The organism is Phenylobacterium sp. (assembly GCF_030693405.1).
GTDB lineage: Bacteria > Pseudomonadota > Alphaproteobacteria > Caulobacterales > Caulobacteraceae > Phenylobacterium.
This window is the reverse complement of the sequence record NZ_JAUYAW010000066.1, coordinates 1-23,094: the sequence shown is the minus strand read 5'-3', so window position 1 is coordinate 23,094 and position 23,094 is coordinate 1. Positions and strand designations below refer to the sequence as shown.

The following is a 23,094-nucleotide window of genomic DNA, read 5'->3' as shown; positions in this document are numbered from 1 at the left end:
GGTATAGTTTTTGACGTATCCCGCGTTTTTCTGTTTACGATGCATTTATAACTGACGTACCGGAATTCTATTCCTAGGTTATTTGAGCACACTCGTCAAAGCCTGGGGTTGATTTATTGCCTTCCCGAACGTCTTTACGCGGCATCGGATCGGTTTTGATCCAAGATGCTTCTTAAACTCAAAGGGGAAACGTGTGAGGAGTTCAAAATACTTGTCGACGGTCTCGACCGCGGCTGTCGCCCTCGCCCTCAGCCTCGCGGCGGGTCAGGCTTCGGCCCAGACTGAAGTCGAGGAAATCGTCGTCACCGGCTCGTTCATCGCCGGCACGCCCGAAAACGCCGCCCTGCCGGTGGACGTGATCAGCGCCGCGGAACTGGAAAAGCAGGGCTCGCCGTCGACGACGGAACTGATCAAGTCGCTGACCATCAGCGGTCCGGTCCTGGGGGACTCCAACCAGTTCGCGACCTCGGCCCAGGGCGCCATCGGCGCGGGCTCGATCAACATGCGCGGCCTGGGCCCGCAGCGGACCCTGGTGCTGTTCAATGGCCGTCGCTTCATGTCGACGGACCCGCTGACCGGCGTCGACACCAACCTGATCCCCACGGCCGCCATTGGCCGGGTGGAGCTGCTGAAGGACGGCGCGGCCGCGACCTACGGCTCCGACGCCATCGGCGGGGTGATCAACTTCATCACCAAGAAGACCTTCTCGGGCTTCGAAGTGTCGGGCGAATATCGGTACGTCGACGGCTCGGACGGCGAGTACAATATGAGCGCCGCCTGGGGCTGGCAGGGTGAACGCGGCAGCGCCTTCATCGCGGCCGGCTATCAGCATCGCTCCGAGCTCGACACCCAGGAGCGCGACTGGACCTATCAGGACTACACCACCAATCCGAGTGGCTGGTCCTTCCTGTCGAACCCCGGCTTCTATGTCGCGCGCCTCGGCGTCGACCTGCCCACCATCCCGGGCACGCCTGACCCGAACTACGGCGACGCCGTGGGTTCGATCCGTGAAGCCAGCTGCGGCGCGGTGGGCGGCTATCAGGGCGTCTATCAGTCTGGCGCCAGCCAGCTGCCGGCCTGCTATTACAGCTATGTCCCCTTCGCCAACCTGATCGAAGAGACCGACCGCTATCAGCTGTACGGGGAGCTGAACTTCGACCTGACCGACACCGTCGAGTTCTTCCTCGAGGGCATGTACTCCAAGACTGACGTGCCCAACATCGGCTACTCGCCGTCCTATCCCCCGACGCAGGGACCGTTCGGTCCGGGCAGCACCCAGTATTTCGCGCCCAAGTCGAACCCCTACGTCCAGGCCTTCCTGGCGGCCAACCCGCAGATCTTCGCCTCGGCGGCGGCGGCCGGCGCCTATGCCGCGGTGCCGACTTCGGGCCTGCAGTTGACTCTGTGGCGTCCGTTCGCCAGCGGCGGCAACCCCGCCTTTGGCTATGACGGTCAGAAGGGCGAGCGCTCCTACGAGCTGTTCCGCATCGCCACCGGTCTGAAGGGCGAATTCGATGTCGCCGGCGGCATCGGCTGGGATCTGGCCTTCACCTATTCGCGCAACCAGGCCTATGGCGTGACGCGCGACATCCTGATCAACCGTCTGGACCTCGCCCTGCGTGGCCTGGGCGGCCCGAACTGCACCGGCGCCACGCCGGGCGCCAACGGCTGCGAGTGGCTGAACCCCTTCTCCACCGCCTATCCCGGCAACCCGATGCTGGGCGGGACCAACCCGACCTACAACCCGGCCCAGGCCAACAGCCCGGCGCTCGCGCGCTGGCTCTATGACGACCAGATCGGCGAGACCACCAACGAGCTCTACGTGGTCGACCTGGTGTTCAACGGCACGACGGGCTTCGAACTGCCCGGCGGCGTCGTGAACTGGGCGGCCGGCGCCCAGTGGCGCTCGTCCGAACAGACCCGCCGCCTCGGCAGCAACTTCTACGACCGCAACATCACGCCCTGCCCGGTCCCTGGGGACACGAGCTGCGCGATCCAGACCGGCCCCTACATGTTCCTGGGCCAGTCCCAGCCCTACTATGTGGATGAGTCGATCTACGCGGTGTTCGGCGAGATGAACCTGCCGATCCTCGACAACCTCAACGCCGCCCTGGCGCTGCGCTTCGAGGACTACGGCGGCGAGACCGGCTCGACGACCAACCCGAAGCTGTCGATGAAGTGGGACGCCACCGACTGGTTCTCCATGCGCGGTTCGGTGGGCACCACCTTCCGCGGCCCGACTCCCACCGACCGGGCTCCCGGCGGCGCGACGGGCCTGTCGGGCATCCAGGCCGCGGGCAACGCCTTCAAGTCTGTGGACGCCTTCGGCAACTCGGCCATCGGTCCGGAACAGGCGCTGACCTACAGCATCGGCGCCCTGTTCGACTTCGGCGATGTGCGGGCCATGGTCGACTACTGGAGCATCAAGCTCGAGGATCAGATCGTCCGGGTGCCGGCCAATGTGGTCGCCAACCGTGTCGCCAACGGCCCCGGCAACGGCGCCCAGCTGGTCAACTGCGCCGACCCGCTGCGCTACCTCGTGACCTTCTCCAACAACAACGCCTGCGTTCAGGGCGTGACCATGGGGTCGGACATCTCGCGGGTGCGGTCGGACCTGGTCAACGGACCCGAGCTCAAGACCTCCGGAATCGACGCCACCCTGGACTATTCCTATCCGGGCGACGTGTTCGGCGGCCGTCTGAGCCTGCACGGCACCGTCAGCTATGTCCTGGAATACGAACAGGACGCCTTCATCGTGAACGGCGTGACCATCACGCCCTCCTATGAGGCCGTCGGCTTCGCAAACTACGACCGCCTGCCGGGCACCATCCCGGAATGGCGCGGCGCCTTCTATGCCGAGTACGACAACGGTCCGCACAATGTCCGCGCCACGATCAACCATATCGACGGCGTCACCGACAACCGCGGCCCCACCGTGGTCAACACCGGCTTCTCGGCCGTTCCCTGCACGGTGGCCAATGCGGCCTCCACCACGGGCTGCCAGCTGGTGACCTTCGGCCAGGAAGTGGATGCGTTCACGACCCTGGACCTCACCTACCGCGTGTTCCTGCCCTGGGACACCACCCTGACCGCCTCGATCCTCAACGTGACCGACGAAGATCCGTCCGCCTCGCGGATCGAGTATTCGTACGACCCGGCGATCGGGAATGTGTACGGCCGTAACTTCAAGATCGGCCTGCGCAAGAAATTCTGATCTCAGATACATCAGAACGACTGAAGGGGCGGCCTCTCGGGGCCGCCCCTTTTTTGTCGCCGACGGTCTGCCAGGCGGACGCCGTTCCCAGCCTGGTTCTGGGCTTCGCCGTGCCACGGCCCCTTTTCAAATATCGGAATCAATCAGTCCTATACGGCTCAGTATGTCGTCAGGCGGGCCGCCTGCCGCCCCGTGAGGGCCCCGACCCAGGCCGCCGACGAAATTTTGCCGGGGTGTGGCCTCTTTGCGACAGTTTAGCGTCGGGCCTTATTTTGACGGCTTGTAAGAATGTCGGCTGCTGTTTTTTTTGCGGAATTTTTGCCGCCCCGGCGAAGGCCGACGCCATATTTGACCTACCGTCGTTTTATATACAGGGTTCCAGCCGGCTTTTTGTCACTTTAGACTTTTTCTCGCCGCGCCGTTTCTTTCCCCGCTGACGAAGAACCTTGATTTCTGCCGCTCAAGTCCGCCACTAAGCCCCCTCGCGGTCAGATTTGATCGCAATGCCTATTAATTAAGCAAAACGGGGAAACGCATGAGAAGCTCGCATTATCTGGTGACCGCTTCGGTCCTCGCCGTCGCCACGGCCCTCTCGGCCGGTTCCGCTGCGGCCCAGACTTCGGGCGCCGACGCGCCCGCCATGGTGGAAGAAGTGGTCGTCACCGGCTCCTTCATCGCCGGTACGCCCGAGGACGCCGCCCTGCCGGTGAACGTCATCGGCGCCGACGAACTCCAGAAGCAGGGGTCGCCCTCGACGGTGGACCTGATCAAGTCGATCCCGGCCGTGCAGGGCGCGGTGGGTGAATCCAACCAGTTCGGCGCCGGTCAGACCACGGGCGTCGGCAGCGCCAACCTCCGCGGCCTGGGCGCCGAGCGGACCCTGGTGCTGTTCAACGGCCGCCGCATGGCGACCTCGCCCGGCTCGATCTTCGTCGACACCAACCTCCTGCCCCAGTCAGCCATCGGCCGGGTCGAAGTGCTGAAGGACGGCGCGGCCGCCACCTACGGCTCCGACGCCATCGGCGGCGTGATCAACTTCATCACCCGCAAGAACTTCAGCGGCCTCGAGCTGCAGGGCGGCTACACCTATGTCGACGGCTCGGACGGCGACTACAACGCCAGCCTGACCTACGGCTTCACCAATGACCGCTCGAGCCTGCTGCTGAGCGGCGGTTATCGCCACCGTTCGGAACTGCCCACGGTCGAGCGGGACTTCGCGGTCCGCTCCTTCGCCGAGAACCCGCAGGGCGGCTGGTCCTCCTTCGGCAACCCGGGCCTGTACCTCTCGAGCGCCAACGGCGGCTTCACCTACACCAACCCCGTCGTTGACCCGGCCTGTAACGTGATCTCGGGTCCGCAGGTCGGCACGCTCTGCCAGTTCCAATATATCGGCTTCAACAACCTGGTTGAGGAAGAGGACTACTGGCAGCTGTACGGCGAATTCAACTTCGACGTCACCGACACGACCACCTTCCACGCCGAAGTCCTCTATGCCGGCCATGACGTGTCGGCTGAGAACTCCTCGCCCTCCTATCCGCCGAACAACTTCCCCTCCTCGGCGCTGTCGACCAAGATCCAGGGCAACGGCTACTTCATCCCCGGCAACAACCCGGGTCTGCAGGCCCTGCTGGCCACCAACCCCGGCCAGATCCCCGCCTCGGCGGCGACCGCGGGCCTGTTCACCTCGGTGGCCTGGCGTCCGATCGGCGCGGACGGCAACGACCTGTTCGGCGGCGGCGGCAAGGAAGACAAGCGTCGCTTCGACGCCTATCGCGTCTCGGCTGGCCTGAAGGGCGAGTTCGAGTTCGGCGGCGGCATCGGCTGGGATGCGTCCATGACCTACATGGACAACTGGAGCTCCATCGCCACGCCGGACATCCTGGTCGGTCGCCTGCAGCAGGCGCTGCGCGGTCTGGGCGGCGCCAACTGCACGGGCTCCACGCCCGGCGCCAATGGCTGCCTCTGGTTCAACCCCTTCTCGTCGGGCACCTCGGGCAATGCGGTCGACGGCCGCACCAACCCGAACTTCGTCGCCGGCACCGCCAACAGCCGTGAAGTCCTCGACTACATCTTCGAGGAATACGCCTACGACATCCGCTCGCAGCTCTACACCGCCGACCTGGTGTTCAACGGCCGCCTGCCGATCGATTTCGGCGCCGGTCAGATCGGCTGGGCCGCCGGTACGCAGTACCGCTGGTCGGGCCTGGAGCGTCAGAACAGCGACTTCACCAACATCGCGGTGAACCCCTGCGCGGACTCCTCGGTCAACCCGGCGGCCACCTGCGTGGCGCAGAATGGGCCCTTCACCTTCTTCGGCGCCCTGCCCGACTATGACCTCGACCAGTCGGTCATCTCGTTCTTCGGCGAAATGGCCGTGCCGATCACCGACAGCCTGAACGCCACGCTCGCCGTGCGTTACGAGGACTACGGCGGCAATGTCGGCTCGACCACCAACCCGAAGATCGCCCTGCGCTATCAGGCGACCGACTGGCTGGCCTTCCGCGCCTCGGCGGGCTCCACCTTCCGCGCGCCGCCGACCACCCAGATCAGCCCGGCCTCGACCACCAACCTCGCCTACACCACCGCGGCTGGCGGCTATCGGGCCTATGACACCTTCGGCAACCCGAACCTAGCGCCGGAAGAGGCGATCACGCTGAACCTGGGCGCCCTGTTCGACTTCGGCGACTTCCGCGCCTCGGTCGATTACTGGAGCTTCGACTTCGAAGGTCCGATCGACAACGAGTCCGGCTCCGACATCGTCAACGCCCTGTTCCCGACCGGCGCCACCGGCGCGAACAACTGCGCCAACCCGGCCTTCGCCCCGCTGCTCTCGCGGGTCACCTTCACCGGGGCCTGCGGCGCGACCGCGATCAACCGCGTCCGCATCAACTTCGTGAACGGTCCGGACGTGAAGACCAGCGGTCTGGACTTCTCGGCCTCCTATCGGGCTCGGGACGTTCTGGGCGGCGACATGAACTTCGGCGCGGACCTGACCTATGTGATCGAGTACCAAGTCGACGCCAACACCATCGAAGGCGTGGCCGTGGCGGAAGCCACTGACTATGTCGGCACGATGGATTACCTCGGCTACGGCTCGCAGCCGCAGTGGAAGGGCACCTTCTTCGCCGAGTACAACCGCGACATCCACAATGTGCGGGCGACCCTCCGCTATGTGGACAACATGATCGACACCCGGGCCGGTTCGGCGACCTTCGCCACCAACCAGTCGGGCCAGAAGATCGACGCGTTCGTGACCACCGATCTGGCCTACCGGGTCTTCCTGCCCTGGGACACCACGGTCAGCGCCTCGGTGATCAACATGTTCGACCAGGACCCGCCGTTCGCCCGGCTGGACCTGTCCTACGACCCCTTCACGGCCAATCCCTACGGCCGTCACTTCAAGGTGAACGTGACCAAGCGCTTCTAGGCGCAGGCGTCACGGACGACGGATCGGGGGCGGCGCCGCAAGGCGCCGCCCCTTTTCTGTTCAGTCCGCCGCAGCGAAGGGCTGGCAGGTGCTGAGATTGACCGGCGGCGCCTCGGTGCGGGCCCAGGTATCCCCGCTACGGGTGAAGTAGGCGGCGGCCGAGGCGTTTCGGAACTCCGAGGTCTCGGGGTTCCAGGCCTCCCACCGCAGGCCGACCAGGGCCTTGGCCCGGACGCCGGTCGCCCGCTCGGCATCGGTCAGCGGCGCCTCAACCTTGCAGGTCTCGGCGAAGCTGCGGCAGCCTTCCCGGGCGCCAGGGCCTTCCACGCCCGCCTCAGGCGCCGGGGCCGGGCAGCCCGGCGAGGCCACAAGGTCCAGACGCCAGCCGCGCACGGCTTCGCTGAGCCCCGCATAGGGATCGGCCTCAGCCGCCCGCTCGGTCGAGCAGGCGGCAAGCCCGACAAGGGCGGCGGCCAAGGCCGCAGTGTGGGTCAAGGGTGGCAAGTCGAACCTCCGTCACAGCGCCCGCCGCCTCTACGACCGGGCATTCCGAGGGGTTCAACGCGTCAAGGCCAAGGTGGTGGCGAGATGGACGGCTCGCCCGGGTTTCAACCGGCCTGGGACCGGAGCTTCTCGTTGAGCGCCAGGCTGGCGTCCATCCGCGCCAGTTGCTCCGCCGTGGCCTCAGGCTGGCGGGCCTTCCAGTCTTCATAGGGCATGCCGTAGACGGCGTGGCGGGCGGCCTGGCGATCGAGGGCGCCGTCAGAGGCTTCGCTGACCCAGTCGGCCAGGCAGTTGCGGCAGAACCCCGCCAGACCCATCAGGTCGACATTCTGGGCGTCGTCGCGCATCTGCAGATGGCTGACCAGTCGGCGGAAGGCCTCGGCAGCCGTCTTGTCGTCAATGTCAGCCATCAGGGCCTCCCAGCTGTTCAGGGCTCGTAGTTGAGGATGGGGCTGAGCCAGCGCTCGGCCTTCTTCAGGTCCCAGCCCTTGCGGCGGGCATAGTCTTCGACCTGGTCCTTCTCGATCCGTCCGACGCCGAAATAGTGCGACTGGGGATGGGCGAAATAGAGGCCGGACACCGAGGACGGCGGGGTCATGGCGAAGCTCTCGGTGAGCTCGATGCCCGTCTTTTCCGTGGCGTTCAGCAGGCGGAACAGGGTTTCCTTTTCCGTGTGGTCGGGCTGGGCCGGGTAGCCGGCGGCCGGGCGGATGCCCTGGTACTTCTCCGAGATCAAGGCGTCGATGTCGAAGGGCTCGTCCGGCGCAAAGCCCCACAGCTCGGTGCGGACCTTGCGATGCATGGCCTCGGCGAAGGCCTCGGCCAGACGGTCGGCGAGCGCGGCGGCCAGGATGGCGTTGTAGTCGTCTTCCGCCGCCTTGAAGCGGGCGGCGATGGCCGCCTCCCCGTGACCGGCGGTGACGGCGAAGCCGCCGATCCAGTCCGGCTTGGTCCCAATGGGGGCGATGAAGTCGGCCAGCGCCACATTGGCCTTGTCGCCGGTCTTGGCGATCTGCTGGCGCAGGGTGTGGAAACGGCCGAGCTCGGTGACCCGGGTCTCGTCGGCATAGACCACCACATCGTCGCCATCGGCATTGGCCGGCCAGAAGCCCACCACGCCCTTGGCGGTGAACCACTTCTCTTCGACGATGGTCTTCAGCATGGCCTGGGCGTCGGCATAGAGATTGGTCGCCGCCTCGCCCACCACCTCGTCCTCCAGGATCTGCGGGAAGCGGCCCACCAGCTGCCAGGAGGCGAAGAAGGGCGTCCAGTCGATATGGGCGGCCAGGTCCTCCAGGTCCCAGGCCTCGAAGCTGCGCAGGCCCGTGAAGCTCGGCTTGGGCGGATCATAGTCGGCCCAGTCGATGGAGAAGGCCTTGGCGCGGGCTTCAGCCAGGCTGGCGCGCGCTCGATTGGTCAGGCCGCGGGCGTATTGCTCGCGCACCTTGACGTACTCCGCCGCCGTCTCGGCCTGGATGCGGTCGCGCTCGCTGGGCGACAGCAGGCCTGAGACCACGCCGACCGCCCGGCTGGCGTCCAGCACATAGGTCGTCGAGCCGGCCTTGTAGGACGGCGCGATCTTCACCGCCGTATGGGTCTTGGACGTGGTCGCCCCGCCGATCAGCAGCGGGATATCGAAGCCGCGCCGCTCCATCTCGGAAGCGACGAAGACCATCTCATCCAGGGACGGGGTGATCAGGCCCGACAGGCCGATGATGTCGACGCCGTGCGCCTTGGCCTCGTCCAGAATCCGGTCGGCCGGGACCATGACGCCGAGGTCGATGACCTCGTAGTTGTTACACTGCAGGACCACGCCAACGATGTTCTTGCCGATGTCGTGGACGTCGCCCTTCACCGTGGCCATCAGGATCTTGCCGGCGGCCTCGCGGGGTTTGCCTTCCTTCTCCGCCTCCATGAAGGGCATCAGATAGGCCACGGCCTGCTTCATCACCCGGGCGGACTTCACCACCTGGGGCAGGAACATCTTGCCTGAGCCGAACAGGTCGCCGACCACGTCCATCCCGGCCATCAGCGGGCCTTCGATGACATGCAGGGGTCGTTCGGCCTGCTGGCGGGCCTCTTCGGTGTCGGCTTCGATGAACTCGGTGATGCCCTTGACCAGGGCGTGCTTGAGCCGCTCGGCCACATCGCCCTCGCGCCAGGCGAGGTCGGGGCCCTTGGACTCGCTCTTGCCGCCCTTGTACTTGGGGGCCAGCTCCACCAGCCGCTCGGTGTTGGAGATGTTGGTCCGCTGCGGCCGGTTGAGGATGACATCCTCCACCGCCTCGCGCAGCTCGGCCGGGATCTCGTCATAGACCGGCAGGTCGCCGGCGTTGACGATGCCCATGTCCATGCCGGCCTGGATGGCGTGATAGAGGAAGACCGAATGGATCGCCCGGCGCACCGGCTCGTTGCCGCGGAACGAGAAGGAGACGTTGGAGACCCCGCCTGAGACCCGCGCATAGGGAAGGCTTTGCTTGATCGCCTTGGTCGCCTCGATGAAGTCGACGGCGTAGTTGTCGTGCTCCTCGATCCCCGTCGCCACGGCGAAGATGTTGGGGTCGAAGATGATGTCCTCGGGCGGGAAGCCCACATCGTCCACCAGCTTGCGATAGGCTCGGGTGCAGATCTCGACCTTGCGCTCTGCGGTGTCGGCCTGGCCCTGCTCGTCAAATGCCATGACCACGACGGCCGCCCCATAGCGCAGGCAGGCCTTGGCCTGCTCCACGAACTTGGCCTCGCCTTCCTTGAGGCTGATGGAGTTGACGATTGACTTGCCCTGCACGCAGCGCAGACCCGCCTCGATCACCTCCCACTTGGAGCTATCGATCATCACCGGCACCCGGGCGATGTCGGGCTCAGCCGCCATCAGGTTCAGGAAGGTGACCATGGCCTGCTGCGAATCCAGCAGGCCCTCGTCCATGTTCACATCGATGACCGAGGCGCCGGCGTCGACCTGCTGGCGGGCCACCGACAGGGCTTCGTTGAAGTCGCCCTCGATGATCAGCTTCTTGAACTTGGCCGATCCGGTGACATTGGTCCGCTCGCCGATATTGATGAAGGTGGGACGCATCAGCTTACGTATCCAATAGAACGACAGATCAGGAAGAGCCCGCCGTGGTCGGTGGGGGGCCGGTACGACCCCACACAGCCGAGAACCCGGGCGGCGACGGCGGTCATGTACCAGCCGAAACCGTTGAGGTCCTCATCCACGAGACTTTCCGTGGTCAGGTCTTCGATGCCGTGTTCGAGGCCAAAGGCGCGGACCTGAAGCAGATCACGCCATCCATTTTCGTCCAGGCTGGAATTGGCCCACGACCAGAGCCAGTCCTCTGGGCCGACAGAGCCGACCACCTGGACGTCGGCCACGACCCTGGTCGCGCCGCCATCGGACATGATGAGGGACCCGGCGCTGAGATCGCAGTCGAACCGCTCCCAGGACCCCCAGCGATAGGCTTCTTTCAAATGCTCCGTTTGCGCGACGAGGTCGCTGAGCGCCGACTCCCGCCACGCCGGATACCAGTTGGGCGCCTTCATCAGGCCAGCTCGAACGGCTCCAGCCCGGCCAGGCGCAGGGCCGTGGCGCGCTCCGGGGGCTGGCGCGGGGTCATGCCGCGGACCTCGTCGGCCACGTGGCGGATGTGGTCCGGCGTCGTCCCGCAACAGCCGCCGAGGATGTTGACCAGACCGCTCTTGGCCCATTCATGCAGCTGGTGGCCGGTCTGGTCGGGGCTCTCGTCATACTCGCCCATGGCGTTGGGCAGGCCGGCATTGGGATAGGCCGAGACGAGCGTGTCGGCGATCCGCGCCAGCTCGGCGATATGCGGCCGCATGAGGTCGGCGCCCAGCGCGCAGTTCAGGCCGATGGCGAAGGGCTTGGCGTGGCGCACAGAGTTCCAGAAGGCCTCCACCGTCTGGCCCGACAGGGTGCGGCCCGAGCGGTCGGTGATGGTGCCCGAAATCCAGATCGGCAGGGGCTCATAGCCCTCGTCCTCAAGATCGAGGATCGCCTTGATGGCCGCCTTGCAGTTCAGCGTATCGGTGATGGTCTCGATCAGGAACAGGTCCACGCCCCCGTCGTGCAGGGCGATCATCTGCTGGCGATAGGCGTCATAGACCTGGTCGAAGGTAACGGTGCGCGCGCCGGGATCGTTCACGTCCGAGGACATGGACAGCATGCGGTTGAGCGGTCCCACTGAGCCGGCCACGAAGCGCGGCTTGTCCGGCTCCTTCGCCGTCCAGCGGTCGGCCACCTCGCGGGCGATCTGCGCGCCCTGGAAGTTGATGTCATAGACCGCCTCGCCCGCCTCGTAGTCGGCCTGGGCGATCGTCGTGGCGGAAAAGGTGTTGGTTTCAGAGATGTCGGCGCCGGCCGCAAAATACTGGTCGTGCAGGTCGGCGATGATGTCGGGCCGGGTCAGGCAGAGGATGTCGTTATTGCCCTTCATGTCGACGGGGTGGTTCTTGAACCGGTCGCCGCGATAGTCAGCCTCTTCCAGCTTGCGCTTCTGGATCATGACGCCCCAGGCGCCGTCCAGGATCAGGATGCGCTCTTTGGCGGCGGCCTTGAGCGCAGCGATGCGCGCGGCGCGGCCGGGATGGACCTTTGTCATGCGGCCTCCGTAGTGGGTTGAGGACTGGCCTCGCGCACGCCGAGCACCCGGCAGATGGCGTAGACGAGGTCGGCGCGGTTGAGAGTGTAGAAATGGAAGTCGGAGAACCCCTCCTCCGACAGCCTTGCGCACATTTCGGTGGCCACCGAGGCTGCGACCAGCTTGCGGGTCTCCGGGTCCTGATCGAGGCCCTCGAACAGATTGGACAGCCAGTCGGGGATGGTCACCCCGATCCGCTGGGACATGGTCGACAGGCCCTCGAAGCTCGAAACGGGCATGATGCCGGGCAGGATCGGGATGGTGACGCCGGCCTTCCGGATCTTGTCGATGAAGCGCAGATAGCCGTCGATATCGAAGAAGAAGTTGGTGATCGCTCGGGTGGCGCCGGCGTCGATCTTGGCCTTCAGCACGTCGATATCGTGGTCCACCGACGGGCTTTCCGGGTGGATCTGCGGATAGAGGCCGACGCTGACATCGAAGGGCGCGATGGCGCGGATGCCGGCCGTCAGCTCCGTGGCGTTCTGATAACCGTCCACGCGCGGCGTATAGGCGCCGCCCAGGGAACCGGGCGGATCGCCGCGCAGGGCGACGATGTGGCGGATGCCGGCCTCCCAATAGTCGCGGATGACCTCGTCCACCTCCTCGCGGCTGGCCTCGACACAGGTCAGGTGGGCGGCGGGCTTGAGCGTCGTCTCCTTGAGCATCCGCACCACCGTGCGGTGGGTGCGGTCACGGGTGGAGCCGCCGGCGCCATAGGTCACCGACACGAAGGTGGGGTTCAGCGGCTCAAGCCGGCGGATCGCCTCCCAAAGGGCGGCCTCGCTCTTGGGGCCCTTGGGCGGCGAGAACTCGAAGGAGACCGAGGGACGCGGGCCGACGCCGGCGCCGGCCCGGGCGACGGGTCCCAGGGCGTTGGGGGGAATGAAGGTCATGCGGCGGTCCTCTTGCGGAGCGGCGCGCGCTCGGCGCTCCAGATCTTGATGGTCAGGCCGGCGGCCTGGGTCGGCGGCAGGGCGCTGGCCTTCACCTGGCCAAGGCCGGCGTCGTCCAGCCAGCGCTCCATCTCGGTGTCGGAGAAGCCCAGACGGCGATGCTGGTGTTCGTCCCGAAGATGCTCCAGGCCATGGGGGGCGAAGTCGATGATCAGCAGGCGGCCGCCGGGCTCGACCAGGCGCGCAGCCTCGCGGACGGCGGCGGCGGGCTCGCTGAGATAGTGGAGGACCTGGTGAACCACGACGAGGTCTGCGCTCTCGCCGGGCAGGCGGGTGCCGAAGATGTCCCCATGGCGAAGTTCGCAATGCTCGAGGCCAGCCTTGCCCACATGACTGCGGGCGATGTTGAGCATCTGTTGCGACAGATCGAGGCCAAGCGCCTGCTCGGCCTGCGGCCCCAGAAGGGTCAGCATGCGGCCGGTGCCCGAGCCCAGGTCCACCAAGCGGCGGAAGGGGCCAGGCCCGGCGGCTTCGCGGATCGCCGCCTCGACGGCCTCGTCGGCCACATAGAGGGCGCGGATCTCGTCCCAGCGGGCGGCGTTGCGGGCGAAATAGGCCCCGGCCTCGGTCTCGCGCTCGGCCTGGACGCTGCGCAGACGCTCGGCGTCGCGGGCGAGCACACTGTCGCCAGGTTCGATCAGGTCGAGGACCTCGTCCACCAGTCGACGGACTTCGCCGCCGGTGACCAGTCGATAGAAGACCCAGGCGCCGTCTGGAAACCGCTCCACCAGCCCCGCCTCGGCCAGCAGCTTCAGGTGGCGGGACACTCGCGGCTGGCTCTGATCCAGCACGCGGCAGATTTCGAGCACCGCCAGCTCCTCATGGGCCAGCAGGGCGAGGATGCGCAGTCGCGTCGGCTCGCCGGCCGCGCGCAGCACATCAACAACCTGGACCGTGGAGATCGGCATGGTCCACATAAAGATATCTTTATGTGGTTATGTCAAGCCTTGGAGGCCTGCTCAGGCCGCCACTTGTTGATCCTCATAACCCCATTCGGGCCGCGCCTGTAGGGGCGACGCAAGGTCCTCCCGCAGGCGAACGCGCACCTCACGCCAGACCTCGGCCTCGCCGGCCTCTTCGAGGGGCAGATCATACAGGCGGGCGAAGGCGCGCAGGTCGGTCTGGGCCGCAGCGCTCAGCACAAGCCCCTCCCCCGCCAGAAGCCCGTCATAGACGGCGCAGAGATCAAGAAAAGCCCGGTTGGAGGAGTCGCTGACCGGGGACGCATGGACTGACATGGAACTGACCTGGTGACGGGGTGGCCAGTGCAAATGCTCAAGGCGACCAGGGGTTCATCCCACAGAGCCATGTCACGGAGATGTCAGGGGACGGGGCTGAGCAGGGTCTCACCGGCGAAGTGGCGGCGCAGATTTTCCAGGGCCTGGCCGATCATCTTGGGGATCGACTCCAGGGTGCCGCCGGCCGAATGGGGCGAGAGCACGACGTTGGGCACGCCCGCCCAGCGGGCGGCGGGCGTCGGCTCCTGCCAGAAGACGTCCAGAGCCGCGCGGCCCAGGCGCTTGTCCTTCAGCGCGGCGATCAGGGCGTCCTCGTCGACCACCGAGCCGCGGGCCACATTGACCAGCAGGCCTCGCGGCCCGAGGGCCTCGATGACCTCGCGCGAGATCAGGTTGCGATTGGACTCATCGGCGCGGCAGGCCACGATGAGGATGTCGCTCGCCTCAGCCAGGGCGAGCAGGCTCTCGCTGCCGGGCCAGGCCAGATCCGGCTTAGGGTTGGGACCCCACCACGCCACGTCCATGCCAAAGGCCTGGACGCGCACGGCGCAGGCCTGACCAATATGGCCCATGCCCACCACACCGACCTTGCGGCCCTTCAAGGCCGGGCGAGGGCCCATGCGGTCGTCGGGGGCCCAGCGGCCCTCGCGCACATGGCGGTCGCCTTCGACAATGTTGCGCCACGACGCGATCAGCAGGCCCACCGCATGGTCGGCCACATCCTCGGCGTTGAGGCCGTCGGCATGGGTGACATCGATCCCCCGGGCGCGGCACCAGGGCACGTCCACCCCGTCATAGCCGACGCTGATATTGGCGATCAGGGCGAGCTTCGGCAGGGTGGTGAGGAACTCCGGCTCCAGAACCACCTCACCGGCGTGCGCGATGGCGACCACCTCGGGGCGGTCGGCCTCGGCCAGGTCCCACCGCCGCACCACGCGATAGCCCTTGGCCTCGAGGCCGGCCTGCATGGGCGCCAGCATGACGTGGGACAGAAGGACGACGGGCGGGGAGTCGGACATGGGGCGCTGCTCCAGCTTGCTCCCCGCCCTATAGCCGGTGCGGCGACCCTGTGACCAGGGCGACCGCCGCAGGCCTAGGCCGCCGCGGCTTGGCGGCCCTCGGCGATCTCCTCGATCAGCTTCTTGCAGAAGGCCGGGATGTCGTCGGGCTTGCGCGAGGTGACGAGGCCGTGATCGACGACGACCTCCTTGTCGACCCACTTGGCGCCGGCGTTCTTGAGGTCGGTCTCTAGGGAGGGCCAGGAGGTCATGGTCTTGCCCTCGACACCGCCGGCGTCGATCAGGGTCCAGGGGCCGTGGCAGATGGCGCCGATGGGCTTACCGGCCTTCACGAACTCGCCGATGAAGGCGATGGCCTTCTTCTCCAGGCGCAGGGCGTCGGGATTGATCACCCCGCCCGGCAGGACCAGCGCGTCGTAGTCGCCGGCCTTGGCCTTGGCCAGTTCCAGGTCGACGGCGGTGGACCGCCCCTTGTCGTGGTGCTCCCAGCCCTGGATCTCAGGACCCTTGGGGGCGATGACGTGGACTGTGGCGCCGGCCGCGGTCAGGGCCGCGACGGGCTGTTCCAGTTCGGACTGTTCAAAGCCGTGGGTGGCCAGCACGGCCACCTTGGCGCCTTCGATACGAGGGCTCGCCATGGCGGTCTCCTTTCGGGTTTTGATGTCCCGCGGAGAACAGGTTGGATGGCCGGAGGTTCCGCTGTCGCGCTTCGCCCCCGGCCTTTCTTTTTAGCGGCTGAACTTCTGGAACTTGAGCCGGTGGGGGATGATGCTGTCGGTGCCGAGGCGGCGCTTCTTGTCTTCCTCGTAGGCGTCGAAATTGCCTTCGAACCATTCCACATGGCTGTCGCCTTCGAAGGCGAGAATGTGGGTGCACAGGCGGTCGAGGAACCAGCGATCGTGGCTGATGACCACGGCGCAGCCGGGGAAGTCCTCAAGGGCGCTTTCCAGGGCCTGCAGGGTTTCCACGTCCAGGTCGTTGGTCGGCTCGTCGAGCAGGATGACATTGCCGCCGGAGGCCAGCGTCTTGGCCAGGTGGACGCGGTTGCGCTCACCGCCGGACAGCAGGCCGACCTTCTTCTGCTGGTCGCCGCCCTTGAAGTTGAACGAGCCCACATAGGCGCGGCTGATGATCTCGCGGGCCCCGACCTTCATCACGTCGAGACCGCCGGAGATTTCCTCCCAGACGTTCTTGTTGGGATCGAGCGCGTCGCGGCTCTGGTCCACATAGGAGAGCTGGACGGTCTCGCCGAGGCGGATCTCGCCGGCGTCCGGGACTTCCTGCTTGGTGAGCAGCTTGAAGAGGGTCGACTTGCCCGCGCCGTTGGGGCCGATGACGCCCACGATGCCGCCGGGCGGCAGGCGGAAGGTCAGGTCCTTGAAGAGCAGCTTGTCCCCATAGGCCTTCTCAAGGTTGTCAGCCTCAATGACCACCTGGCCCAGGCGGGGCCCAGGCGGGATCTGGATCTGGGCGAAGGACTGCTTCTCACGCTCCGAGGCGTTGACCAGTTCGTCAAAGGCCGCCAGACGGGCCTTGGACTTGGTGCGGCGGGCGCTGGGGGAGGAGCGGACCCATTCCAGCTCGCGTTCCAGGGTGCGCTTTCGGCTCTCGCTCTCGCGATCTTCGATGGCCGAGCGCTTGGCCTTCTGTTCCAGCCAGGAGGAATAGTTGCCTTCGTAGGGCACGCCCTTGCCGCGGTCGAGCTCCAGGGTCCACTTGGTCACCTGGTCCAGGAAGTAGCGGTCGTGGGTCACCAGGATGACGCAGCCCGGGAAGGCCTCCAGGTGGTGCTGCAGCCAGGCGACGCTTTCGGCGTCCAGGTGGTTGGTGGGTTCGTCCAGCAGCAGCATGTCGGGCTTGGAGAGCAGCAGGCGGGCGAGCGCCACCCGGCGCTTTTCACCCCCCGAGAGCTTGTCCACCGGCCAGTCATTAGGCGGGCAGCGCAGGGCGTCCATGGCCATTTCGATGCGGGAGTCGATGTCCCAGAGGTCGCCGGCGTCCAGCTTCTCCTGGAGGGCGGTCATCTCCTCCATCAGCTCATCGGTGTATTCCTCGCCCATCTTGGCGGCGACGGCGTTGTAGGCGTCGAAGGTCTTCTTCTCTTCGCACCAGGAGATGACATTGCCCCAGACGTCGAGCTTCTCGTCCAGGTGGGGCTCCTGTTCGAGATAGCCCATCTTCACGCCGTCGGCGGCGCGGGCCTCGCCGGTGTACTCCTTGTCGATGCCGGCCATGATCTTCAGCAGGGTGGACTTACCCGAGCCGTTGACCCCCACCACCCCGATCTTGGCGTCCGGATAGAAGGACAGCCAGATGTTCTCGAACACCTTCTTGCTGCCGGGATAGGCCTTGGTCAGGCCCTGCATCTGAAAGATATGTTGCTGCGCCATGGATGGTGCCGCGCCCGCCTTTGAAACTGCGATTTCGGAATTGGTGCAGGAAATAGACGCCCCCCGCCTGCGGCGCAACCGCAGGCGCACGATCATGCGGAACTCCCGGGCGCTCTTCCGCATTCCTTCTGCAACAGACGAGGCGCCCCCGCACCTCCCGAAACCGAAGGAGTTTCCGATGCATAAGGATCAAGCCGAAGGCGCCGCCAAGGATATGGGCGGCAAGGTGAAGGAAGCGGCAGGCAAGCTGACCGGCAACGATCGCCTCGAGGCCGAAGGCCACATGGACCAGGCCAAGGGCAAGGTTCAGAAGGGCGTGGGCGACCTGAAGGAAGGCGCCCGTGATGCGCTGAAGAAGTAGGGTCTCCAAACCTGCTGAACTTGCGAGACGCCGCCCCTCCCCGGGCGGCGTCTTTCGTTTGCGCCGCCCCTGCAGGCTCCGCTTACCTCTGGGCAGGGCTGGCCGCAGAACGTTAGATGCGCCTGAAACAAAACCAGCCGGAGCGCGAAATGGCGGGGGCCGCAGCCGTACTGGGCGTCGAAGCGGCCAGCTTCTATTATGGCGCGACGAAAATCTTCCAGGGCGTCACCTTCGCCCTGGACGCCGCGCGGACCGCCCTGGTGGGCGAAAACGGGGCGGGCAAGTCGACCCTGCTCAAGTGCCTGACCGGCGAGCTGGAGCTCAACAGCGGCAAGATCATCCGCTCGCGGGGATTGAAGGTCGGCTATGTGCCGCAGGAGGCGCCCGACCACCTTCTGGAGCTCACCGCCCGGGAGGTGCTGGCCACCGCCCTGCCCGAAGACGGGTCCGAGGACTGGCGCATCGATGTCCTGCTGGACGAGTTCGAAATTCCGGCCGAATTGGCGCAGACCCGGTTCTCGGCGCTCAGTGGCGGCTGGCGCCGGCTGTTCCTGATCGCCTCAGCGGTTCGGCTGGCCGAGCCGGATCTGCTGATCCTGGATGAGCCCACCAACCACCTGGACCTGACCAACATCAACCGGCTGGAGCGGTGGCTGGCGGCCGAGCGACGCCTGCCCATGCTGATCGTCAGCCACGACCGGGCCTTTCTCGAGCGGACCACCAGCCGGACCGTATTCCTGCGCTCGGACGGCGCGCACAGCTTCGCCCTGCCCTTCGTCGCCGCCCGCACCGAGCTGATGGCCCGCGACGCCGCCGAGGCCTCGCGCCGCAAGCTGGAAGCCAAGGAGATCGCAAGGCTGGAGGCTGTGGCCGCCCGCTACCGCCAGTGGGGAGTGTTGAACGACAAGTTCCACAAGCGCGCCAAGGCAACGGAAAAGCGGATCGCGCGGATCGAGGCCAGCCAGACCGAAACCCACGTCAGTCGGGAACGGCGGCTGGAACTGGGCGAGGGCGAGATGGACGCCAAGGTCGCCCTGCGCCTATCCGGCGTCACCGTCGCCGCACCGGACGGGCGCGAACTCTACCGCATTGATCGACTGAACGTGGCGGTGGGCGACAGGATCGCGGTCCTGGGGGTCAACGGGGCCGGCAAGTCCATGTTGCTCAACGCGCTCGCCCGCGCCTGGGACCCGGCCCAGGTCCACTATGATGGGGCCGCCCCTATCCGCTTCAACCCGGCCATTCGCATGGTCTATTTCGATCAGGCCATGCGCGATCTGCCCTTGAAGGTGAGCCTGTTCGACTATGTGGCCAGCGCCGAGGCGGCGACCACGACCCAGACCAACGCCCTGCTGGCCAAGGCCGGCTTCTCACACGCCCGGGTCAGCGGCCCGATCGGCGACCTCAGCCATGGAGAGCGGGCGCGGCTGATCTTCCTGCGGCTCAAACTCGCCCGACCCAATCTCTATCTGCTGGACGAACCCACCAACCACCTGGACATCGAGGGCCAGGAGGCCCTGGAGAGCCAGCTGGAAGAGGCCGAGACCACCTGTCTGTTCGTCTCCCACGATCGCCACTTCACTCGCACGGCCGCCACCCGGTTCCTGGAGATCCGCGAGGGCCGGCTGGTGGAGGTCGAGGGGCCGGAGGCCTTCTTCGACTCCCAGTAGGCGATCGCAGCGCTCAGTAGGCCGGGCGTCCGAACACCCCCCGGCGGCCCGGCGGGGGCGGCGGCGGCAAGGCGACCGGCGCCCCGTCGAGCTGGTAGCCCCGATCATAGCCATCCTGGGTCCAGCCGTAGGACGGGGGTCCATAGGCCGGCGGCCCGAAAGCGTCAGGCGCCGCAAAGGCCTGCAACGGCCCCGCGCCGAAGGACTGGCAGTACAGTCCTTGCGGCTGGGCGTAGGGGTCGCACTGGTCGCTGGCGTAGAGGTAGTTAGGCGCGAAGGCCGGGCGCGTCTGGCTGTCGAACATCAGACCGCCCCTTGGGCCGCCAAATCGGTTGTGTTCGATCACCGGCGCCCCGCCGGCGAAATAGCCGCCGTATTCGTCGCCCCAGATGGCCGACTCTCGCACCACGACCTCCCCCCAGTCGGAGATGACACCGCGCCGGGCGCGCACCCGGCTGCGGATCAGCTCGAGCTTGGCGCCGCGATCCACATAGAGCCCGGTGATCCAGCCGCCGACATAGGAGTTGCGCACCACCAGCTTGCCGCCGCCGCTGCGCAGGCCGCGGACCGTGACGCCGGTGGAGCCCGGAAGGGTCCCGCCCTCGGCGACCACGCCCACCTGCAGCAGGCGGCTCTCGCCGGCCGCCGGGGTGATGTCGAGGCCGCGTACGTCGGCGGCGATGCGCACCTGGGTGAAGTCCAGGGTCGCGGTGTCCACCAGGACAGCCGCGTCATTGGTGCGCGCCTCGATGGTGCTCTGGCGGCCCACCAGGCGACCGCCTGAGACGAAGATGGCTGCGGCCTCGCCGGCATAGCGGACATAGGTGTTCACCAGGGCGATCTCGGCGTCGACGGCCTCGATGCAGGCGCTGCGCCCGCCCTGGTCGGCTTCGATGACCATGTCGCGGATCTCGACGCCGCGGGTCCCCGGCGCCACGCGGATGCAGGGCGCGCCGGCCGGCGGCGTTAGGCGGGCCGGCTGGGACTCAGGCCCCGTGGCGAAGGCCGGGCTCCCCTCGCCGATGATGGTCACCGGGCGGTCGATATAGAGGGTCTCGCGGCACACGCCGCCCCGGGCGCGGATGAACAGCACGCCGCCATCGGCCAGGGCCCAGAGGGCGTCGGACACTGGATAGGGGCCGAGATTGGGGTCGGCGCAGTCGATGCTGAGGCTGTTGAGATAGCCCCCCTGCAGCGGCGGATGCGGCCGGCTGGGGTGCGGATAAGGCCGCTTGGGCTTGTGGTCGGGCTTGCGCCACTGGTTGGGCCGGTAGGGGGAGCGCAGGGGCGGGGTGATCAGCCCGCCGAAGTTCGGCCGGATCTGCGCGTCCACCCGGGCGTCGGGATAGGCCTGGGCCGGCCCGCCCAGGGACAAGACCAGGACCGCGCAGGCGGCGCCAATCAGGGGGAGCAGGCGGCCGGGCCGCAGAGGTTGAGCAGTCACCGTCTTTGCGCCTTTGTCAGGTTCGCGGCGCGCGGGAGACCTGAGCCAGGAGCTCGCGCAGCCTTTGAGCGGAGGGTTTGAAGCCGGCCAGCGCCGCATCGATCTGATAGACCACGGCGCTCGCCTTATCCTGGTCGGCCACCCCCTCCATCCCGAGGGAGAAGAAGGTCGACATGGCGTACTTGGCCTCGGCGTTGCCCTGCCGGTCGGCCTGGGAGAACCAGTGGAAGGCCCGGGCGTAGTCCCGCGGCACCCCCACGCCTTCGGCGTACATCACCGCCAGGGTGAGCTGAGAGCGGGCCTGGCCGTTGACGGCTGCGTACTGGATGGCGCGGACCTCTTCCAGGCTGGACAGGCGCCCCGTGGCGGGGCGGCCCAGCATGGCCTGGAAGGCCTGGATCTCGGTCGCCGAGAGGCTGGCCTTGGTGACGGCCGGTTTATCGGTCACCCGCAGGAAGGCCAGGGCGTGGCCCACATGGACAAAGGGCAGCTCGTCCACCCGCGCCAGGGCCGCGGCCTCGGCCTCGCCGGCCCGGAGGCTTTCATCAGAGAGGGGCACGCCAGATTCCGGCGCCTGGGGCGGATAGAATTCGAAGGGCGGCGTCCAGCGCTTGGCCTTGGCCTGGGCGTCAGCCCCCAGGGACGCCCGGCCGGTGGAGGAGCGCTCAAAATCCTTGAGCATCACAAAGCCGGCCACATCGCCGCTCTGAGCGGCGAGATAGTTGAACAGATAGACGTCCACGTCATTGCGCGTGAACAGCGTCGCCGCCGCCGGCGGCCGGCGGCCCTTCAGCTCCCGCGGGTCGATGGGCGAGCTCTCGACCGGATCGCCGAAGGGACCAAAGCCCACATCATGCAGACGCGCCAGGGTCCGGAACCCGGGTGCGCCCTGGGTGGAGAGGACATAGATCACCCGGTCGCGGACATCCTGACGCTCTTCGGAGCTCATCCGTTCGAGCAGGCGCTCCAGGGCCGAATAGGCGCCCAGGCGCTCGGCCTCGCGGCAGTCCTGCAGGCGGCCGTTGCGGCGCTGGCCCTGGGCGCCGGTGACGATGGGGGCGAAGCCGTCCGGGTTCGAGAGCGCCAGCTGGTACCAGGTGGCCGCCTCGACCGGATCGTGAATCTTGCGCTGCTCGGCCTCGGCGCCGCCATAGCGTCGGGCCAGATCGATCTGGGCGAAGAAATCCCCGGCGAAGGCCTGGCGCCGCAGGGCGCGGATCTCCTGTTCCTGGACGTTGAAGGCCTGGGTGGTGAGGAAGGTCTGGGGACGCGGACAGGCCAGTCCCGCCGCTGCGCCGGGTCCCTTGGGGCCCGGCTCGCAACCGAGCATGGGGACCAGGGCCAGCAGCACAGCCACGGTCATGCCCTGGCGCAGGCGTCCGTGCAGCAGTCGGTCCGATGGTGGGACCATGGCCCGTTGCTCCCCCACATTCAGAGCGCGTTAACCATAATTTGGACCTGGGCAGTAGCCTTGGGCGGAGCGCCTCTGTCAAGCTTGCCCCACGGCTGAGGGAGAGATTCCCATCCGCCGCTCGCCCCACCGACTTTTCTGTTCACAGAACGGGGTTTGTCCACCTTTCGCCTTAGTCGCAAAGCCAAGCTGCCGGCGAGGGACGCTCAGAAAAACAGGGACCGCGCGCATGGCGCCGATGGCGATTCGCAATCTTCTCACCCTCAGCCTGGCGGCCCTGATGGCCGCTCCACCCCTGGCCAGCGCCGCCCCGGCCAGGGTTCAGGACGGGACGCCGACCGCCGCAGCCTGCGCGCGCCTGGGCTTCCAGCAGCCTGAGCCACAGCGGGCCTGGAGTCGTCCGCCGCCGCCTGGCATGGCCGCGCCGATGGCCATGGCTGCGCCGCCTCCGCCTCCGCCTCCGCCGTCGCCTCTTCCTCCACGGCCAGCCATGATGTTGCAGGAGCGCCTGGCCGCCTCGCCCGCCCTTTCGCCGCCTCCCGCCATCGACACAGAGCGCTATCCAGAGGCGACCGCCAATCCGGTGAAGCGGACGGCGGAGGAGCCCGTCTCCACCTTCTCCATCGATGTGGACACCGCCAGCTACGCCAATGTCCGGCGGTTTCTGAACGACGGCGAGCGACCGCCCACCGATGCGGTTCGCGTGGAGGAGCTGGTCAACTATTTCGACTACGGCTACCGAGCGCCCACCAGCCGCGACACCCCTTTCGACACCAGCATCTCCGTCGTCCCCTCCCCCTGGTCCGATCAG

At 67.0% G+C, this 23,094-nt stretch carries 18 protein-coding genes; 5 read left to right on the top strand and 13 right to left on the bottom strand.

Translation table 11 applies throughout. The features are described 5' to 3' along the window. Window positions 1-211: 211 nt before the first annotated feature. Together Q8N19_RS14210 and Q8N19_RS14205 are read left to right on the top strand one after the other, a co-directional pair. Window positions 212-3,214 carry a TonB-dependent receptor domain-containing protein gene (locus Q8N19_RS14210; RefSeq protein ID WP_305591745.1) on the top strand — a complete coding sequence of 1,001 codons (3,003 nt, stop codon included), beginning with the start codon at window positions 212-214 and terminating at the stop codon, window positions 3,212-3,214. 535 nt (window positions 3,215-3,749) lie between these two features. Then, window positions 3,750-6,641, top strand: coding sequence for a TonB-dependent receptor (locus Q8N19_RS14205; RefSeq protein ID WP_305591743.1), 2,892 nt, complete (start codon window positions 3,750-3,752; stop codon window positions 6,639-6,641). Window positions 6,642-6,701: 60 nt separating this feature from the next. Here Q8N19_RS14205 and Q8N19_RS14200 read toward each other — a convergent pair whose 3' ends face one another. The 11 genes from Q8N19_RS14200 to ettA form a co-directional block, all read right to left on the bottom strand. Continuing rightward, window positions 6,702-7,145, bottom strand: a complete 444-nt coding sequence (locus Q8N19_RS14200) for a hypothetical protein (protein ID WP_305591741.1) — start codon at window positions 7,143-7,145, stop codon at window positions 6,702-6,704. A 104-nt stretch (window positions 7,146-7,249) separates the two neighbouring features. After that, window positions 7,250-7,555 carry a DUF1244 domain-containing protein gene (locus Q8N19_RS14195; protein ID WP_305591739.1) on the bottom strand — a complete coding sequence of 102 codons (306 nt, stop codon included), beginning with the start codon at window positions 7,553-7,555 and terminating at the stop codon, window positions 7,250-7,252. A gap of 17 nt (window positions 7,556-7,572) precedes the next feature. Beyond that, window positions 7,573-10,218, bottom strand: coding sequence for a methionine synthase (gene metH, locus Q8N19_RS14190; RefSeq protein ID WP_371133863.1), 2,646 nt, complete (start codon window positions 10,216-10,218; stop codon window positions 7,573-7,575). Then, on the bottom strand, window positions 10,218-10,682 hold the full coding sequence (locus Q8N19_RS14185; protein WP_305591737.1) for a DUF6882 domain-containing protein: 465 nt from the start codon (window positions 10,680-10,682) through the stop codon (window positions 10,218-10,220). The genes metH and Q8N19_RS14185 overlap by 1 nt, the downstream gene beginning before the upstream one ends. Next, a complete protein-coding gene (locus tag Q8N19_RS14180) occupies window positions 10,682-11,758 on the bottom strand; it encodes a homocysteine S-methyltransferase family protein (protein ID WP_305591735.1) in 1,077 nt (358 codons plus the stop codon). Before Q8N19_RS14180 ends, Q8N19_RS14185 begins: the two co-directional genes overlap by 1 nt. Next, window positions 11,755-12,690, bottom strand: coding sequence for a methylenetetrahydrofolate reductase [NAD(P)H] (gene metF / locus Q8N19_RS14175; protein WP_305591733.1), 936 nt, complete (start codon window positions 12,688-12,690; stop codon window positions 11,755-11,757). The genes Q8N19_RS14180 and metF overlap by 4 nt, the downstream gene beginning before the upstream one ends. Further along, window positions 12,687-13,658: a metalloregulator ArsR/SmtB family transcription factor gene (locus tag Q8N19_RS14170; RefSeq protein WP_305591848.1), complete on the bottom strand. Its 972-nt coding sequence runs from the start codon at window positions 13,656-13,658 to the stop codon at window positions 12,687-12,689. Before Q8N19_RS14170 ends, metF begins: the two co-directional genes overlap by 4 nt. Window positions 13,659-13,709: 51 nt before the next feature. Then, window positions 13,710-13,988, bottom strand: coding sequence for a hypothetical protein (locus tag Q8N19_RS14165; RefSeq protein ID WP_305591731.1), 279 nt, complete (start codon window positions 13,986-13,988; stop codon window positions 13,710-13,712). A gap of 83 nt (window positions 13,989-14,071) precedes the next feature. Continuing rightward, entirely contained in the window at window positions 14,072-15,007 is a 936-nt protein-coding gene (locus Q8N19_RS14160; protein ID WP_305591729.1) for a 2-hydroxyacid dehydrogenase, read from the bottom strand. Window positions 15,008-15,081: 74 nt separating this feature from the next. Beyond that, a complete protein-coding gene (locus Q8N19_RS14155; protein ID WP_305591727.1) occupies window positions 15,082-15,645 on the bottom strand; it encodes a type 1 glutamine amidotransferase domain-containing protein in 564 nt (187 codons plus the stop codon). A gap of 90 nt (window positions 15,646-15,735) precedes the next feature. Continuing rightward, window positions 15,736-17,397: an energy-dependent translational throttle protein EttA gene (gene ettA, locus Q8N19_RS14150; RefSeq protein ID WP_305591726.1), complete on the bottom strand. Its 1,662-nt coding sequence runs from the start codon at window positions 17,395-17,397 to the stop codon at window positions 15,736-15,738. Between ettA and Q8N19_RS17000 the strand changes: the two genes are divergently transcribed. Both Q8N19_RS17000 and Q8N19_RS14140 read left to right on the top strand, forming a co-directional pair. Then, window positions 17,396-17,758, top strand: coding sequence for a CsbD family protein (locus tag Q8N19_RS17000; RefSeq protein WP_371133862.1), 363 nt, complete (start codon window positions 17,396-17,398; stop codon window positions 17,756-17,758). The two genes, ettA and Q8N19_RS17000, sit on opposite strands and share 2 nt — an antisense overlap. 116 nt (window positions 17,759-17,874) lie before the next feature. Next, a complete protein-coding gene (locus tag Q8N19_RS14140) occupies window positions 17,875-19,428 on the top strand; it encodes an ABC-F family ATP-binding cassette domain-containing protein (RefSeq protein ID WP_305591724.1) in 1,554 nt (517 codons plus the stop codon). Window positions 19,429-19,441: 13 nt separating this feature from the next. Here Q8N19_RS14140 and Q8N19_RS14135 read toward each other — a convergent pair whose 3' ends face one another. Beyond that, window positions 19,442-20,872: a hypothetical protein gene (locus Q8N19_RS14135; RefSeq protein ID WP_305591722.1), complete on the bottom strand. Its 1,431-nt coding sequence runs from the start codon at window positions 20,870-20,872 to the stop codon at window positions 19,442-19,444. 16 nt (window positions 20,873-20,888) lie between these two features. Beyond that, window positions 20,889-22,283 carry a tetratricopeptide repeat protein gene (locus tag Q8N19_RS14130; RefSeq protein WP_305591720.1) on the bottom strand — a complete coding sequence of 465 codons (1,395 nt, stop codon included), beginning with the start codon at window positions 22,281-22,283 and terminating at the stop codon, window positions 20,889-20,891. 280 nt (window positions 22,284-22,563) lie between these two features. On the opposite strand from Q8N19_RS14130, the gene Q8N19_RS14125 reads away from it, so the two are divergent. Then, window positions 22,564-23,094, top strand: a 531-nt coding sequence (locus tag Q8N19_RS14125; protein WP_305591718.1) for a von Willebrand factor type A domain-containing protein, incomplete at its 3' end; no start/stop codon positions are given.